Origin of the sequence: Rhodococcus opacus B4 (assembly GCF_000010805.1) — a bacterium.
GTDB lineage: Bacteria > Actinomycetota > Actinomycetes > Mycobacteriales > Mycobacteriaceae > Rhodococcus_F > Rhodococcus_F opacus_C.
This window is the reverse complement of record NC_012522.1, coordinates 3,315,028-3,329,728: the sequence shown is the minus strand read 5'-3', so window position 1 is coordinate 3,329,728 and position 14,701 is coordinate 3,315,028. Positions and strand designations below refer to the sequence as shown.

Sequence of the window (14,701 nt, the reverse complement as noted above, 5' to 3'; positions counted from 1 at the left end):
TCTGGTCCGACAAATAGGCATGTGCTTCGGCCCCGGCCGATCGGTGACGAGGATCGTCAGGCGGGCAATCGAGACTGCCCGCTACCCCCGTGGACACAGCTCGGCGGGACCGCCGACCACATCCCATCGGCAGTGACCCAGGCAAGCGCGAGGCTGAAATTCATCAGATCCTGTGCGGTGCCTCGGCAGTCACCACGTCCGCGAGAAAAGCGGCCGGGACCGGTGCCCAGTCCTTGCGCCACCGCCCCGCGACCTGGTCCCCCCGCAATGCCGCGATGAGCGAGACGATGTGTGGTCCGCCATCCGGAAGGTGACGCATCATTCCCAGCGCGGCGCATTGAGCTGCGATCGAGGTGAGCAGTTCCTTGGCTTCGTCGATGCGGCCCGAGGCGGACAAACACGCCACGAGCAGCCTTCTGCCCTGCATCAACAGCCGGTGCGCGCCGCGACCTCGGAGTAAGTCCACCCACTCCTGTGCCCACGTGCAGGCGAGCTCGTCCTGGTCCGGTGCATGCTTGTCGAGCAGCAGTCTGATGGCTGTTGCCTCTTCGATCTGCGCCGTCAGTGCCTCGATGCCGTCGACCGGTCGTCGACGAGAGGAATATTCTGCGGGCGGCGAGACCGGGATGTCGGAGCTCAAGGGAAGCCCCAGCCTGATCCGTTCGTTCTCGACATTGGCGCGCAACCGCGGAAGGGACAGTGTCACAGCGATCCTCGCCCCCTCATCCAGTCGCTGCGCTGCCGCTATTCGATCGCCCCGCAGGGCCTTGATACGCGCCCCGAGGACATACCGAGGGATCTTGAATTCCACGAGACCGCCCTCGCCCCCAAGCTCATAGCCTTCGTCGAGCAACTGTTCGGCTTCGTCGATCTCGCCCCGTTCGTACAACATCGCGCCGAGGAGAGAATCGGCCAGGCGCGCGGCCTCCGAGTGTTTACCGCCCATCTTCCTTGCCACACGCACCCCCGTCCGGAAGCTGCTTTCTGCTGCGGCGACATCGAGTTGTTCGTAGGCGGCAAGGCCGGCGAAACAGTGCCCGTGCATCACCAGGTACGGACCGTTGGTTCGCGCATGAAATGTGGAGGCCCATTCCTGCAGTCGGCGCGCTTCGTCGAAATCGAACTGGTACGTCGCGCGATAGGTTGCCATGTTCGCGGCACTCGACACAACCCACGGCCGCAACGTGTCCATCCGCGGCAGGCATGCCTGGACCAACTCGTCCGCGCCGTCGATTCGGTCCGCGCGGAACCGAATAACGCCCCGCATCACGGCGGCCTCTACTCTCAGATCGGCGACCTCGTCGGTGGAGGGAACACGATCGAGCGTTGATTCGACGAGGTCGAGTGCTCTCTGTGCAGGTTCGGCACGGTGCAGCATGATATTGGCCCAGGCTACGGCGAGTTGCAACCACGGACGCGACTCCGTCAGCGCGGGAGGGAGTTTCGCAACCATACCGAGGAGGGTCGTCATGTGCGAGTACTCGATCAGGTGCATCCCATCGCGCTCGACGAGCTCGACCGCCCGGACCTGATCCCCAGCCATGAGCGCGTGATCGACGGCCTCGCCGAGTAGCTCGTGATCGGCGAACCATGTCGATGCCGTGCGGTGAAGTTCGTCGATCCGCTCGGGCTGATCACGCTCGAGTCGTCGTTGCAGGAACTCGGCGAACACGTGGTTGTACCGGAACCACACTCCGTCCTCGTCCACCCGTCGCAGGAACAGATCCCGCTCCTCGACTACTTCGAGTAGCGCCTGCCCGCGCGACACGTGCGCCAGCGCGCCCGCGAGGCTGCCGCTGATCCGTTCGGTAACCGACGTCGCCAGCAGAAAATCGAGGATCTCCGGTTCCAACGTGTCGAGCACGTTCTCGGCGAGGAACTCGCCGATGGCGTGATGCCGACCCGACATGTGCCCGATCAGCTCGGTGGGGTCGTCGCGTCCGCGCAGTGACAGGTACGCCAATTGCAACGCCGCCACCCACCCGTCGGTCGAGTCCCGCAGGTCCGCGACATCCTCCTGCTCCAGCTCCAGTCCGCCCAGGTCGACCAGGAAGGATCGTGCCTCATTGTCATCGAAACGTAATGCTGTGTAGTCGATTTCGACAAGCTCATCACGCACGCGCATTCTACTCATCGGAAGGCCGGCCCGGGTGCGGCTTGCCACGACGACCTGGATGTGGTGGCAGCCGTTGTCGAGCAGGAATCCCATGGCTCCGCGTGTCCCGGCGTCGGTGACCCGGTGCCAGTCGTCGATCACGATCGCCACCCGCTCACCGCGGGCGTGGATCTCGTTGATCAGCGAAGACAGGACGTACTGCTCGGCCTCGTCGCCGTGCTCGTCGAGCGCCTGCCCCAGGTCGCGCGCCAGGGTCGGGCGGACCCGTCTGATCGCCTCGACCAGATGCGAGAGAAACCACACCACGTTGTTGTCATCGTGATCGACCGTCAGCCACGCGACCGCCACACCCTCCTCGGTCAGCACTTCACCCCATTGGGCGGCGAGGGTGCTCTTGCCGAATCCGGCAGGCGCGTGAATGACCGTCAACCTGCGCCGCTCTCCGGCGCGTAAGGAGTCGATGAGTTGTCTACGCTCGACCAGTTGCCGGGTCGGCGTCGGCGGGCGGAATCGGGTGGAGGGGGCCGGCGGTGTCCCTGGCGTCACTGCATCGTTCCGGCCGGCCGTCGTCATCGGGCCGGACCTGCCCGACGCAGTCCTTACGGTACTCGGGAGTTGTTGTGCCCAAATAACCTTCGGTTGCCGATTTACGGCGGCATCGCGGGGATCACGCAGACTCTCTTCGCTGCTCGCGGGCGCTAATCGTATTAGGGTCGCTTGCAACGTGATTCGGTTGATTTGCATTCATCGAATGGCCCGAATGGGGTACCAGATGTAATCGGCACCCGGGAACTGCGCGCCGGGCAGCCCAGGCCGCAGTCCTTGCGCTGTCGGGCTACCGTGCCGTCGCGGGGTCCCAGAGGCTGGCGATGAGCTCGTACGAGCGCATACGTGCTGCTTGGTCGTAGGTCTCCGACATGAAGACGAGCTCGCGGGCGCCCGTCCGAGCCACGAGCGCTTCGAGTCGAGGACGGACGGTCTCAGGAGTGCCGGTGTAGGACTGGTTCAGCTGCTCCGCCACTGCCGCGGCTTCGCCCCGGGTCCACAGCCGGTGTATGTCGTCCACCGGTGGATCCAGCGGCTGCATCCGGCCGCGCACCGTTGCGAGGAACCGCTGTTGGACGGAGGTGAACAGCCGGGCCGCCTCTAGGTCGTCATCCGCGAGGACTGCGTTCACGGCGACCATCGCATACGGCTCTGACAGCGTCTGCGAAGGGCGGAATGTGGAGTGGTAGAGATCCGTTGCTTCCTGCAGCCGAGACGGGGCGAAGTGTGCGGCAAAGATGAACGGCAGCCCGAGACGCGCGGCCAAGGCCGCGCTGTAGACACCGGAACCCAGCAGGTGGATGGGTATGTCGGCGCCCTCTCCCGGGATGGCCCGAACCTGTGGTCGTGTGCCGTGGAGGTAGGAGAGGAGTTCGGCGAACTGCGCAGTGAACTCCTGATCCGGTCGCCCGCGACGGATCTCAGCCGCTGTCCACGGGTCCGTTCCCGGTGCGCGTCCCAGCCCGAGATCGAAGCGGCCGGGGTGCAGGGCTGTCAGAGTGCCGACCTGCTCGGCCACGACGAGCGGCGCGTAGTTGGACAGATTGAGACTGCCGGTGCCGACCCGGATGGTCCGGGTCCCGGCGGCGACCGCGCCGGCCAGGATGATGTTGGCCGAGCTCGCCATCGGCGCCATGTTGTGGTGCTCGGCAAGCCAGTAGCGGTGGAAGCCCAGGCGCTCGGCATAGGCGGCGAGTTCGACGGTGCGGTGCAATGCGTCACCGACGGTGTGGCCGTGCCGGATCGGTGCGAGATCGAGAAGCGAGAGTGCCGGACGATCCGGAGGAGTGGAAAGGGTATCCATCGCGTGCCGTTTCTTGTCTGGGGGTGGTCAGGGGTGCGTTCGGCGGGGAAAGACACCTGGGAGGCGGCACGGCGGCCGCGACTCGGCGGGCGGTCTACCGTTCCGTCGCGGTGATCCAGCCGGGTATGTATTCGAAACGCGAGATCTTCCAGGTGTCGTCTTCGCGGCGGAGATCCAACTGGTAGTGGGCCCCGTAGAGGTCCTGCCCACTCGGTGTAGCCGGCCGCTGAGGGATGATCCGGCCGATGACAAGGTGAGCGGTGTTGCGAGCTTCGTCGACCGTGATCTGCAGCGGGCGGCCGAAATGTTGCATCCACGGCCACAGGCGACGGAAGGACTTCATCTGTCCAATGACTTCATGGCGTCCCTGGAGGTCGCCCATTGGGGGGAACGCCCCGAAGACATCCTCGGTGAAGCAGCCACGCAGGAGCGTGATGTCCCCTTGGTCGATGGCCCACGAATAGCGCGAGTAGAAGTCGGCGACCTGCCGCACGGCATCGTGGGGGTCGAGATCGGGGATACCGCGGGCCCAGGGCGAGTCCAACTCGCTCACGATGCTGGGCGTCGCGTCGCCGATCTTCCATCCTTCGGGGGACGGGATGCTCCATTTCGCGAACCGAGCCTCGTCCCCGTCGATCCATGGGATGGACAGCCGCAGGACCTCGAATTGCCAACCGGACTCGGTCCGGACGAGGTCGGCCACGAGTGTCGCGCCGAACGTCGAAGGCGCCGGTTCCGTTTGCGGCGTGAGACCGTACAGGTAGGAGGTAAGTACTGTCCGCTCGTCGTCACCGCCGACGAAGTGGTTCGTGGTGACTATGTCGAGGGGCATGGTGGGATCGAAATCGGCGCTGAACAGAGCCGTGATTGCCCTGGCTCCGCGGGCCTGACCATGCGCACTGGAGTACAGGACGCTCGCGTCGGCGAAGACGGTAGTCAGGGCGTCCTGGTCACTGTCGGCCCAACCTGCCACGAAGATGTCCAACGCCGCGAGTACCCCCTCGGCCGTCGGGGACATCGACCTTTGTCCTGATTCTGGGTCGAGGCGGCCTCGCTCCGATGTGATCGATCCATTGTTGTTGCGGGTCATGTCGACGACGCTAAACAATGACATTGATGTCAAGGTCAAGCGATAGCGGAGTGAAGCACGTCACCACCCGTGCACGGTGCTATGCGCAGAACGGAATTCGACCGAACTCGGAAACCTGAGATCCACACCCTGTCGGCGGGCGCCCTTCTCTCTCTCGCCTCTCAGGCGGCCGGGCTGGCGACCGTCAGGTAGGCGCGGATGGCGTCCCGATTGCGCGTCAGGGTGTCGATGCGCCGCTCGATCTCGCCTAACTCGCGGGCGAGATTCGCGGCCAACTCCGCGTCGACCATCGGGCGCAAGGCGGCGCCGGCGCCGAGGAAGCAGGGCACGATCTCGCGAATGACCCCGGTGCTCAGGCCCGCCTGGAGCAGATCGCGAATCTGTTGGACGCGCTGCACTGCGCTCTCGGGGTAGTCCCGGTAGCCGTTGGCCAGGCGGTCGGGGTGCAGCAAGTCCTGCTGTTCGTAGTAGCGCAGGAGTCGGGTGGCGACTCCGGTGCGATGGGAAAGTTCACCGATCTTCATGGTGATGTGCTTCACTCCGTTTCGGCTTGACCTTGACATCAATGTACAAGTTTAGCGTCAGTGGCGTGACCGACGTAATGAACGACTCCTCCAGATCGAAAAGGGGCGGCCTCGCCGTCCTGTTCGTGGCCGCCTTCATGGCCATCACCACCGAGACCCTGCCCATGGGTCTGCTGCCGCAGATGGGCCAAGGCCTGGGGGCATCAGAGTCGCAGGTCGGACTGTTGGTCGCGATCTACGCCTTCGTTGTCATGCTCGTGACCTTGCCCGTCACCGCATGGACCGCCAACTGGCCACGGCGTCGACTCTTTCTGGTGATCATGGCAGCTTTCGCCGTGAGCAACCTCTTGATGGCCCTCGCCCCCACCTTTCCCGTCCTGGCCGGGGTTGCGGTCCTCGTGATGGCCGGGGCTCCTGCCCTGTTGCCTCAGGTTCCTGGCACGCGCTCCGCCGACTCGTCGGCCGCCAAGGCGTTCAGGATCCCTGGAGTGCTGGCCATCGCCGTCACGACCACCGTGGTCATGCTGGGTCACTTCACGCTCTATACCTATGTCGCCCCCTATCTGCAGGATGCCGGTATCTCCGAGAAGGCGGTCAGCCCTGTCCTTTTCGCCTTCGGTGTCGCGGGCATCGCCGGGGTGTGGTGCGCCGGAATGCTGGTGGACCGGCGCCCGCGGGGTGCCCTGCTGAGCGCCGCTGGCCTCGTGGTTCTGGCCCTTGCCGGATTGGGGGCAGTCGGCTGGTTCACTCCTGCGACGATCGCTCTGATTGTGCTGTGGGGACTGGCCCACGCGGCACTACCGACCTTCCTGCAGTCGGCCGCGCTCAAAGCAGCGCCAGCCGCACAGGCTGCCGCCTCCGCGCTGTTCATAATCGGCTTCAACCTCGGCATCGGCGGCGGTTCGCTGGTCGGCGGCCGGGTCCTCGATCACATCGGCGTGGCCGCCGTGCCCGGTGCGGCCGCTGCACTCACCGCGGTCGCCTTGCTCATCGTCGTGTTCGCGCGCACGTCCGCCCTCCCCCGGCGCACGACGTCGGCCGTCATCGCCCGACCCGGCAACAAGGACGAGGCCAGCCTCACTCACGAACTCGCCGAGCTCGGTCAGCACCGCTGACCTGCACCACCCTCATCCGCACATATCCAGGCGTGATCACACATCCGCCGCAGCAAGCGAAAGGCAATCTCGCACAGTCATGAACAACCTCCGCGATATCCCGCTCTCCCTTCTCAACCTCGCCCCCATCCGGCACGGCGGCACAGCCACCGAGGCGCTGCACGAGACCATCGAACTCGCACGCAAGGCAGAGGAGTTCGGCTACCACCGCTACTGGATCGCCGAGCACCACAACATGGCCGCCGTGGCCTCGGCGGCGACCTCCGTCCTGATCGGGCAGGTGGCCGCTGCCACCGAGAGGATCAAGGTCGGCTCCGGCGGCATCATGCTCCCCAACCACGCCCCGTACGTGGTCGCCGAGCAGTTCGGCACCCTCGCCTCCCTCTACCCCGGACGCATCGACCTCGGGTTGGGTCGCGCACCGGGTACCGACCCGTGGACCGCCCAGGCACTGCGGCGCGGTGAAGCCACCGCCGAGGACTTTCCGGCCCAGGTGGCGGAGGTTCGCCGCTACCTCGCGCCGGACGGACCCACCCGCCGGGTCCGCGCCATCCCCGGCGAGGGCACCAACGTCCCGCTGTACATCCTCGGTTCCTCCACCTTCGGCGCGGCCCTGGCCGCGAAGGAAGGCCTGCCCTTCGTCTTCGCCTCGCACTTCGCTCCCAACCAGCTGTCCGCTGCCCTGGACATCTACCGTGCGAACTTCCGCCCCTCCGAGAACCTGGACAAGCCACACTCCGTTGTCGGCGTGAACGTGATCGCCGCCGACACCGACCGAGACGCCCAGCACATTTTCACGACCCTCCAGCGCAAGTTCCTCACCCTGATCCGCGGCGAACTGCAGAACCTGCCTCCCGTCGACGACATCGACCAGCTGTGGTCCCCGCAAGAAGCGTCGGCCGTCGGTGCCATGCTCCGCGCGTCCTGCGTCGGCTCGCCTGACACCGTCCGCGACGGCCTCAACCAGTTGGTCGAGCAGACGCAGGCCGACGAACTCATCGTGCTCACCGAGACCTGGGAGTTCAAGGACCGGATCCGCAGCTACGAACTCCTCGCCGAACTGAAGACAGCATGACACCCGACTCTCACCGTTCCCCCCGCGTGCCCCGCCGCGTACAGAGGGGACCCGACACCCTGAACACCACGTTGTTCGACAGCGCAACAGTGGACGCCCTTACCGTGCCTAATCGCATCGTGATGGCTCCCATGACCCGATCCCGTGCCGCCTCGGATGGCACGCCCAGCGCGTTGATGAGCACCTACTACGCACAGCGCGCCAGCGCCGGACTTATCATCGCCGAGGGCACCCACCCCACCGCGGCCGGACGACTCGGACCCGGCGTGCCAGGCCTGCACAATGACGCCCATCGGCACGGCTGGTCTCGTGTGGCTGATGCGGTGCACGATGCCGGGGGCCGGATTTTCGTGCAGCTGATGCATGCGGGACGCCTCGCTCACCCATCTTTCCTGCCCGATGGGTTGTATCCCGTGGCGCCCTCAGCCATCGGAGCCCGGGCGGCGGTGTACACCGCAGACGGCAGGAGACCGGCTGTCCGCCCGCAGCCGCTCACCTGCGCTCAGACCCTTGCCATCGTCGATGACTTCGCTCGCTCAGCCGAGCGGGCGATGGCAGCGGGACTGGAGGGTGTCGAGATTCACGGTGCCAACGCCACCGCGCGATCGTCACCGGCCGCGAATGTCTCGATGCCGAGCTGCTCGACACCGTCAGCAACGACGAGGACGCCGAGACCGCGCGGCGAGAACTCGCCGCCGCCCTCGAAGCGCGGCGCATCACCACCCGGCCGACACGTCGCCACCGATGACACCGGTGCGGACCCTGCCGATCCGGGTGCCCCCGCTGCCCGGTGAGGCAATCGATTCCTGGCTCGAGGCCATCGCGCACCGCACCGACACAACGTTCGTCGACCTGGACACGGCCCTGCACCACGAGGAGCCGGTCGATCCGGCATGGCTTCACCACCAGTACGTCAACCAGCGGCGAACCCTGCGGGAACTCGGACACGAGATGGGGCGCAGCGTGTCGCGGATGAGCCGAATCGCAAAGGACTACGGCATCGCGATTCGGCCGCCAACCGACGCCGGCAACCCACAGTCCGTAGCGATGCGGCGGCCGGCGCACTGATCGGTCTCGGCCTTCGTGCGGTGCACGCCCGAGTCGTGCACGGTGCAGGGCCGGGCAAAACGTTGCCCGGAGAACAAGACCGCGGGTGACTGCGGCGCTGGTCCCGACGCTCGATCGCGTTTAACGTTGCGCGTTATTAACGCAGTGCGTTATAGTGGTGGTGTGATCGAATCGTTCGCCGACAAGGAGACCGAGCGAGTCTTTCGCCGGCAGTTCTCGAAGAAGGTCCCGCAGGACATTCAGCGGATCGCGCGCCGGCGTCTCCTGTTGATCGAGGCGGCCACCGACGTCAACGACCTGCGGGTGCCCCCAGGCAACCGCCTGGAGAAGCTCTCCGGGGACCGGGTGGGCCAGTACAGCGTCCGGATCAACGATCAGTACCGCATCTGTTTCATCTGGCGCGCCACCGCCGCATACGACGTGGAGATCACCGACTACCACTGACCACCCGGAACCGACACCTCCGACCAAGGAAAGGAACACCGACAATGACTACAGACCTGAGCCCCATTCACCCCGGCGAGATCCTCCGCGAGGACTTCCTCGAGCCTTTCGGTATCACGCAGAACCGCCTGGCCACGATCATCGGTGTGCCGCCCCGGCGGATCAACGAGATCGTGCTCGGCAAGCGGTCGATCACCGCAGACACCGCGCTGCGGCTGGCCCAGGCGTTCGGCAACAGCGCCCAGTTCTGGCTCAACATCCAGGACCGCTACGAGCTCGACCTTGCGGCCGACAAGCTCGGCGACACCCTCGCCAAGATCACGCGCCTCTCGGCATAGATCGGCAGACATCGGACTCGGCACCAGGCGGACGATCCGGCGCACTCGCCGAGCTGCGGTTGCCCCAGCGCTTCCCCGTTAGGTGCCACCGCTGGTGAGCATCAACGTTTGCGGGGTTGGATATCGAGTCGCTGTCGCGTGTTGTGGTTGCCGCAGACGAGTTCTGGAGTAGTGGTCCATTCGTGACGTTCGAGCCACGCCAGGACCGGCGGGGGTAGGTCGTCCCTGGAGGAGCCGGTGAGCAGCGGGCCGTCACCGCACCTCGAGCAGCTGATCACCACGACGTGGCCGTGCGGTTGGCAGCGGGCGCAGTGCCGCGCCTCGTGCAGGTGCTCGCGCTCGTCGAGGTCCGCGCCGCCGCCGGATCCGGTGACGGCGAGGGCTTCTCCTCGCCCGTGGCGGCGTCGTCGGCGGTGAGCGTCTCGGCCTGTCGGGTCGGCAGATGCCGGTAGAGGGTCGAGCGGGTGAGCCCGGTCTTCGCGGTGATCTCGGCGATGGTGGCCCCGCCGTCCCGGAGCTGGGTGGCGTAGGCGAGCTGGGCGTCGGTGACCACGCTGGGTCGGCCGGTCCGGCGGCCCGTCTTCTCTGCCACCGTGCGGGCGTGCGCGGTCCGCTCGACCGCGTAGGTGCGTTCCATCTGCCCGAATAGTGCCAGCAGCACCACCGCCAGCTGGCCCATCGGGTCGTCCGGGTTCGTCGAGTCGATGCGGATCGGGTCGGCCAGATTGCGGAAGCCGATGTCGCGTTGGTGCAGGTCGTGGATCAGGTTCAGGGTGTCGCGGCCGGTGCGGCCGAGACGGTCGAGGGTGTGCACCACGATCACGTCACCGCAGCGGGCGTATTCGAGCAGCGCCTGTAGTCCGGGCAGTTCGGTAGTGGTCCCGGACTTCTTGTCCACGTAGATGTTCGCCGGGTCGATCCCCGCCTCGGTGTGCGCGTCGATCTGCCGGGCGAGGTCCTGCTTGCTCGTCGATACCCGTGCATACCCCAGCTCCTGCACCGAGCGTACCGAAAGTCAGGTCTGTACGAATATTGTGACATGCAATTGTGGGACTAACTTTTGAAACGCAGTGACCTAGGTGTTGGCGGCATCCGGAAGCGGTCCTGGTGGCGTCTCATTTCCAAGGATGTGAGACGCGGGTCGGAGTCGGAGTCGGAGTGAGATCGGGGGATTCGGTTCGACGTTCGCAAATCAACGCGAAGGGGGAAGCGGGGATGGGGTGTCGGTCGTCGCCTCTATGCTCCGGATTTCGGTACGCGAGATTCCGGGCCCGTCTCTTGCGACCTCGGCAGACAGGACACGGAGATGCCTGACACGGACTCCAGCTATGTGCACCCGAAGAGTTACGCGAACACGAGAGGCGGCTGTTCGACCACTATCTCGGGCGAGCACTACATATCTCACGCGCTGATCCGCCTCTACACATTCGACGATCCCGACGTCCGGATCCAACCGACACCGAATTACCGGATCCCCGTCGGCATCCAGCCAAGGAGATTCGTCGCTAATGTGCTCTGCACGGCGCACAACAATGGACTCAGCGATGCGGACAGCGCAGCGCTCGCCTTCGCGACCTTCCTGCGCAGCATCGCTCTCCGGTACATGAACGGAGCCGGCACCTGGGGTGAGCCGGAAGAGGTCGAGGTGTCAGGAGAGGACTTCCAGCGATGGGTGCTCAAACTACTGATCACCCATGCCGCGGCGGACGTGTTCACCGGGAACAACGGCGAGCGCGTAACGACCGTCTCCGATGAGGCGATCGACCTGTTGCTCGATCGTGCGGGCTGGCCCAGCACGTGGGGACTCGGTGTGACTGGCGATCTCTCAAACACGCATCTGTCGTTCGATCCGTTCACCCGAATCGAGACGGTCACGAGCGACTGGTGTTCGGCTGCAACACTTATCAAGCACGATCCGAAATTGCTGTTCGGCGGAGTCGTCGAGCTTGCGGGTGTCAGCTTCACGCTCTGTCTGTTCAACCAGTCCGAAGCACTGCTGCACGATGACGAGATCAATCCACTTCGCCGGGTCACTCGAACGCAGTCCCACCACGATTCCTGGAGCCCGGGCGAGGACTCGCGGGCCGTGGGCAAGCGCACCCATCTCCATCGCGTCGGGAGGCACGACACGTTGCGGCCAGGTCATCATTTGAGCGTGACACATGCCGTTGGTGTCGAACGGTCGAATCCGGCGCGTGCTTTCGCGCCGACTCTCTGCCGCTCAGGGCGACCATCGTCGTCCGGTTGTGGTTGACCGCGATCGTGTCCGCAAGCGGAACGCTGACCGGCACGTTCCGATAGCCATCCCCTGACCGGAACTCGCTGACCTGCGACGTCCCGTAGAGATCGTCCGTTGACCATTTCCGCAATGGGGGGGGCGGTAAGTGGGACATCGTCATGTGTGACTTGTCCCGCCCGCTCGCGATATCGATGTAAAGCTCCTGGTCGCCGTTCCCGCCTACTTGGCGGTTCTCCCCTGCAGTTCGTCGAATGATACGCAACTGGATCTCGCTGGTCGAAAAGCATCTAGGGTCCTTGTCACGGGTGTCGGCGAATGCTTCGTGCAGGTCGGGCAGGATCCCGGCGAGGTGGTTCATCGGTCATGCCGGTCGACCCGGCGGCAGGAACAACCCGAACAAGCGCAGGCCGATCTTCTCCTCCGAGAAGAGCCGCCATCCCCGACAAGCTCATCGATCACCCCCATTCCCCACGGTCTGCCACCCCACCTCTCGCAGAGCCTCGACTGTAACGCCGACCTCCGACAAGAACCGCTCGATCCACGCCACCGGCGAATCGGGGCAATCGATCCCGCCACACCCCACCACCGTGGACCGGCCCACAGGCCGCGTCGTCGAGCATCCGCCCGCGCCCCGCCCGCTGCTCCCTCGAGACACGAACCGCGATCCTCGCAGATCCGAGATCCCGCACCAATAGCATTCTCCCCCACCATCGTGCTGATCGGCCGGCGAACCCTCCCATCCTACCGAACCCGGCACCCGGCACCCCAATGAATACCTCCTCCCTCGCGGGAGTCGCTCCCGCACAACCCGATACAGCCCTTCCCAGGTAGGCGCCCCGGGTCCGCGCGACCACAGAATTGAGGACCCGGCCCCACGCGCCGAGACGGAAACCAGGACTCCGTCGGCGCCCTTGCGCACCCGACGACCGACAACCCACGAACTCCGCAGACGCCAATTCCCGGTGACAGACAGGGCCAGAAGCTGACAGAGAGTATTAGATACATTGGCAACAGATGAGAGCCTTGACATCAGTGGATCGCATCCATCATCTCGTGCTGCACCATCGGATGAATTCGATTGCGGCAGGGGATGCCTGCTGTCTGAATTCATCGAAGTAGGCGTGCCGGGCGCCGGGCAGGATTACCACTTGCGTGTCCGGGATTCGTTCCTCGAGGAGATGGGCGTTGTCCACAGGAGAGAGCAGGTCCTCGTCGCCGTGCAGGATCAAGGTGGGAGTAGCGATCTGCGCCAACTCGTTCCAGGCGTCGTGGCTATTGCTGGCAACCAGATGTGCGTTTCGCGCAAACGGGGACATCTCGGGATCACCGAGCACGTGGTACGGGCCGGCGTGGTCGTGTTGCCACGCCGGGGTGTACATGAGGTCGATCAGCGCCGTCCTCACGGCGTCCTGATCCGCGGAGGCCAGGGTGTGACGGATGTCGGCAGCTCGTTCGTGAGCGTGCGGACCGCCGGGGGAGGTGCAGCCGAGGATCAGGGACCGCACACGCTCCTGGTGGTCGATCGCGATCCACTGTGCGACACGACCTCCCATCGAGGTTCCGTACACATGCGCGGTGTCGATCCCCGCCGCATCGAGCACCCCGACGACGTCGCGAGCGAACTGCCTCGTGGAATAGCCGGTGCGGGGACTGTCGCTGCTCCCGGTGCCGCGGTAGTCGACGGTGATCACCTGCAGGTGCGGCTCGAAGTCGGAACGGACTCCGTCCCACCAATGATGGTTGTTCGCTTGGCCGGCGAGCAGCACCAGGGGCTCGCCGCCACCGGAAACCTGATAGGCGATGCGGGTACCGTCCACGGTTGTGGCGATCGGCATGCGATTGGTCCTTCGTTTGTACTGAGGGTCGATTGGGTCTATTTCGGTGTGCCGTCGGCGGTCACGGCGCGGTCCACAGCCCCTGGTCGACCATCGCGGTCACGGCATCGAGCAGGGCGTTGTGCACCACCGCTTCGGCCGCCGACATCCGTCCACGTGGGCGGACCAGTGTCAGCGTCCGGGTCAGGGAGGGGGTGGTGGGTACCGCGATCACCTCGTCGCCGTGCGCGCCGGCCGTTGCCATACTCGCCGGCAGCATCGACCACCCGAGTTTGTCGGCGACGAGGGCGCGTTGGAGGGTGGCGTCGTTGGTTTCGAGGGTAACCGACGGCGTGATGCCGAGCCGGGCCGCGGCGACGTCGATCAGTGTCCGCAGTCCGTGGGGTGGGTTCGGAATGATCATCGGTTGCGAGAGAACATGTTCGAGAGGGATCGGCGCCCCGGTGTCCTCGAGTGAGCCGGGGGGAGCGATGGCCCACAAGTCCTCGATTGCGACCGGGTCCATCGAGAAGGCCGAGGACATCGGCTGGTCGAAAAGTATGGCGAAGTCGACGGCCCCGCCCTCGAGCCATTTCGCCAGGTGACCGGCGTAGCCGACCGTCAACTGGAGTTGTAGGCCGGGATGCTGGGAGACGATCGCGTCGGACAGCCGTGGTCCGATGACCCGCGCGACGCTGGGCAGCAGTCCCACCGACACGTGCCCGGAGACCGAATGGTCGGACGTCGAGGCAACTTCCTTCGCACGCTCGATCTCCCGTAGCGCCCTGCGGGCACGTTCGAGCACCTGCTCGCCGACCTCGGTGAGCAGCATTCCCGCCCGTGAGCGTTCGAACAGCTGGGTTCCCAGTTCGTCCTCGAGGGTGGCGATGTGGCGAGTCACCGCCGGCTGCACCAGATGCAACACCTGGGCCGCCCTCGTGACGCTGCCGGTGTCCGCCACGGCTACCAGGGCTTTGAGCTGCCGAATCTCCATGAACCCGCCTCTTCCTCAGCGTGACTAGAACGGTG

At 65.5% G+C, this 14,701-nt stretch carries 13 protein-coding genes and 2 pseudogenes; 7 read left to right on the top strand and 8 right to left on the bottom strand.

The window, feature by feature from the left end:
- Nucleotides 1-163 precede the first annotated feature (163 nt).
- From ROP_RS15295 to ROP_RS15280, 4 genes and pseudogenes are all read right to left on the bottom strand, one after another.
- Nucleotides 164-2,698, bottom strand: a pseudogene (locus ROP_RS15295) (AAA family ATPase); the annotation flags it as partial.
- Nucleotides 2,699-2,951: 253 nt separating this feature from the next.
- Nucleotides 2,952-3,965, bottom strand: a complete 1,014-nt coding sequence (locus ROP_RS15290; protein ID WP_012690295.1) for an LLM class flavin-dependent oxidoreductase — start codon at nucleotides 3,963-3,965, stop codon at nucleotides 2,952-2,954.
- A gap of 94 nt (nucleotides 3,966-4,059) precedes the next feature.
- Complete coding sequence (locus ROP_RS15285) at nucleotides 4,060-4,983, bottom strand: nuclear transport factor 2 family protein (protein WP_012690294.1); 924 nt, start codon at nucleotides 4,981-4,983, stop codon at nucleotides 4,060-4,062.
- Nucleotides 4,984-5,216: 233 nt separating this feature from the next.
- Complete coding sequence (locus ROP_RS15280; protein ID WP_005250705.1) at nucleotides 5,217-5,579, bottom strand: MerR family transcriptional regulator; 363 nt, start codon at nucleotides 5,577-5,579, stop codon at nucleotides 5,217-5,219.
- Between the two features lie 65 nt (nucleotides 5,580-5,644).
- Here ROP_RS15280 and ROP_RS15275 point away from each other — a divergent pair, with 65 nt between their 5' ends.
- The 3 genes and pseudogenes from ROP_RS15275 to ROP_RS41185 form a co-directional block, all read left to right on the top strand.
- A complete protein-coding gene (locus tag ROP_RS15275; RefSeq protein WP_231868923.1) occupies nucleotides 5,645-6,694 on the top strand; it encodes an MFS transporter in 1,050 nt (349 codons plus the stop codon).
- 79 nt (nucleotides 6,695-6,773) lie between these two features.
- Nucleotides 6,774-7,769 (top strand): LLM class flavin-dependent oxidoreductase, encoded by a 996-nt coding sequence (locus ROP_RS15270; protein WP_012690292.1) that lies wholly within the window; start codon nucleotides 6,774-6,776, stop codon nucleotides 7,767-7,769.
- Nucleotides 7,766-8,302: pseudogene (locus ROP_RS41185) on the top strand (hypothetical protein); the annotation flags it as partial. The gene ROP_RS15270 and the pseudogene ROP_RS41185, both read left to right, overlap by 4 nt.
- Nucleotides 8,303-8,349: 47 nt before the next feature.
- Here the strand turns inward: ROP_RS41185 and ROP_RS43715 are convergent.
- Nucleotides 8,350-8,511: a hypothetical protein gene (locus ROP_RS43715; RefSeq protein WP_162471088.1), complete on the bottom strand. Its 162-nt coding sequence runs from the start codon at nucleotides 8,509-8,511 to the stop codon at nucleotides 8,350-8,352.
- Between the two features lie 2 nt (nucleotides 8,512-8,513).
- On the opposite strand from ROP_RS43715, the gene ROP_RS15265 reads away from it, so the two are divergent.
- The 3 genes from ROP_RS15265 (at nucleotide 8,514) to ROP_RS15255 (ending at nucleotide 9,619) form a co-directional block, all read left to right on the top strand.
- Nucleotides 8,514-8,837, top strand: coding sequence for a hypothetical protein (locus ROP_RS15265; protein WP_043824798.1), 324 nt, complete (start codon nucleotides 8,514-8,516; stop codon nucleotides 8,835-8,837).
- Between the two features lie 162 nt (nucleotides 8,838-8,999).
- Nucleotides 9,000-9,281, top strand: a complete 282-nt coding sequence (locus tag ROP_RS15260) for a type II toxin-antitoxin system RelE/ParE family toxin (protein ID WP_012690289.1) — start codon at nucleotides 9,000-9,002, stop codon at nucleotides 9,279-9,281.
- Between the two features lie 44 nt (nucleotides 9,282-9,325).
- A complete protein-coding gene (locus tag ROP_RS15255; protein ID WP_012690288.1) occupies nucleotides 9,326-9,619 on the top strand; it encodes a HigA family addiction module antitoxin in 294 nt (97 codons plus the stop codon).
- Between the two features lie 274 nt (nucleotides 9,620-9,893).
- On the opposite strand, the gene ROP_RS15250 is transcribed toward ROP_RS15255, so the two are convergent.
- Complete coding sequence (locus ROP_RS15250) at nucleotides 9,894-10,619, bottom strand: recombinase family protein (RefSeq protein ID WP_012690286.1); 726 nt, start codon at nucleotides 10,617-10,619, stop codon at nucleotides 9,894-9,896.
- Nucleotides 10,620-10,925: 306 nt separating this feature from the next.
- Between ROP_RS15250 and ROP_RS15245 the strand changes: the two genes are divergently transcribed.
- Entirely contained in the window at nucleotides 10,926-11,873 is a 948-nt protein-coding gene (locus ROP_RS15245; protein WP_012690285.1) for a hypothetical protein, read from the top strand.
- Nucleotides 11,874-12,904: 1,031 nt separating this feature from the next.
- On the opposite strand, the gene ROP_RS15240 is transcribed toward ROP_RS15245, so the two are convergent.
- Entirely contained in the window at nucleotides 12,905-13,693 is a 789-nt protein-coding gene (locus tag ROP_RS15240; protein WP_012690282.1) for an alpha/beta fold hydrolase, read from the bottom strand.
- 61 nt (nucleotides 13,694-13,754) lie between these two features.
- Complete coding sequence (locus tag ROP_RS15235; RefSeq protein ID WP_012690281.1) at nucleotides 13,755-14,666, bottom strand: LysR substrate-binding domain-containing protein; 912 nt, start codon at nucleotides 14,664-14,666, stop codon at nucleotides 13,755-13,757.
- Nucleotides 14,667-14,701 lie beyond the last annotated feature (35 nt).

Excerpts from the sequence above, each read along its gene's own strand:
- ROP_RS15280 (WP_005250705.1), bottom strand. The coding sequence starts at position 5,579 with ATGAAGATCGGTGAACTTTCCCATCGCACCGGAGTCGCCACCCGACTC.
- ROP_RS15240 (WP_012690282.1), bottom strand. The coding sequence starts at position 13,693 with ATGCCGATCGCCACAACCGTGGACGGTACCCGCATCGCCTATCAGGTT.
- ROP_RS15290 (WP_012690295.1), bottom strand. The coding sequence starts at position 3,965 with ATGGATACCCTTTCCACTCCTCCGGATCGTCCGGCACTCTCGCTTCTC.
- ROP_RS15245 (WP_012690285.1), top strand. The coding sequence starts at position 10,926 with ATGCCTGACACGGACTCCAGCTATGTGCACCCGAAGAGTTACGCGAAC.
- ROP_RS15255 (WP_012690288.1), top strand. The coding sequence starts at position 9,326 with ATGACTACAGACCTGAGCCCCATTCACCCCGGCGAGATCCTCCGCGAG.
- ROP_RS15270 (WP_012690292.1), top strand. The coding sequence starts at position 6,774 with ATGAACAACCTCCGCGATATCCCGCTCTCCCTTCTCAACCTCGCCCCC.
- ROP_RS15265 (WP_043824798.1), top strand. The coding sequence starts at position 8,514 with ATGACACCGGTGCGGACCCTGCCGATCCGGGTGCCCCCGCTGCCCGGT.
- ROP_RS15235 (WP_012690281.1), bottom strand. The coding sequence starts at position 14,666 with ATGGAGATTCGGCAGCTCAAAGCCCTGGTAGCCGTGGCGGACACCGGC.
- ROP_RS15285 (WP_012690294.1), bottom strand. The coding sequence starts at position 4,983 with ATGTCCCCGACGGCCGAGGGGGTACTCGCGGCGTTGGACATCTTCGTG.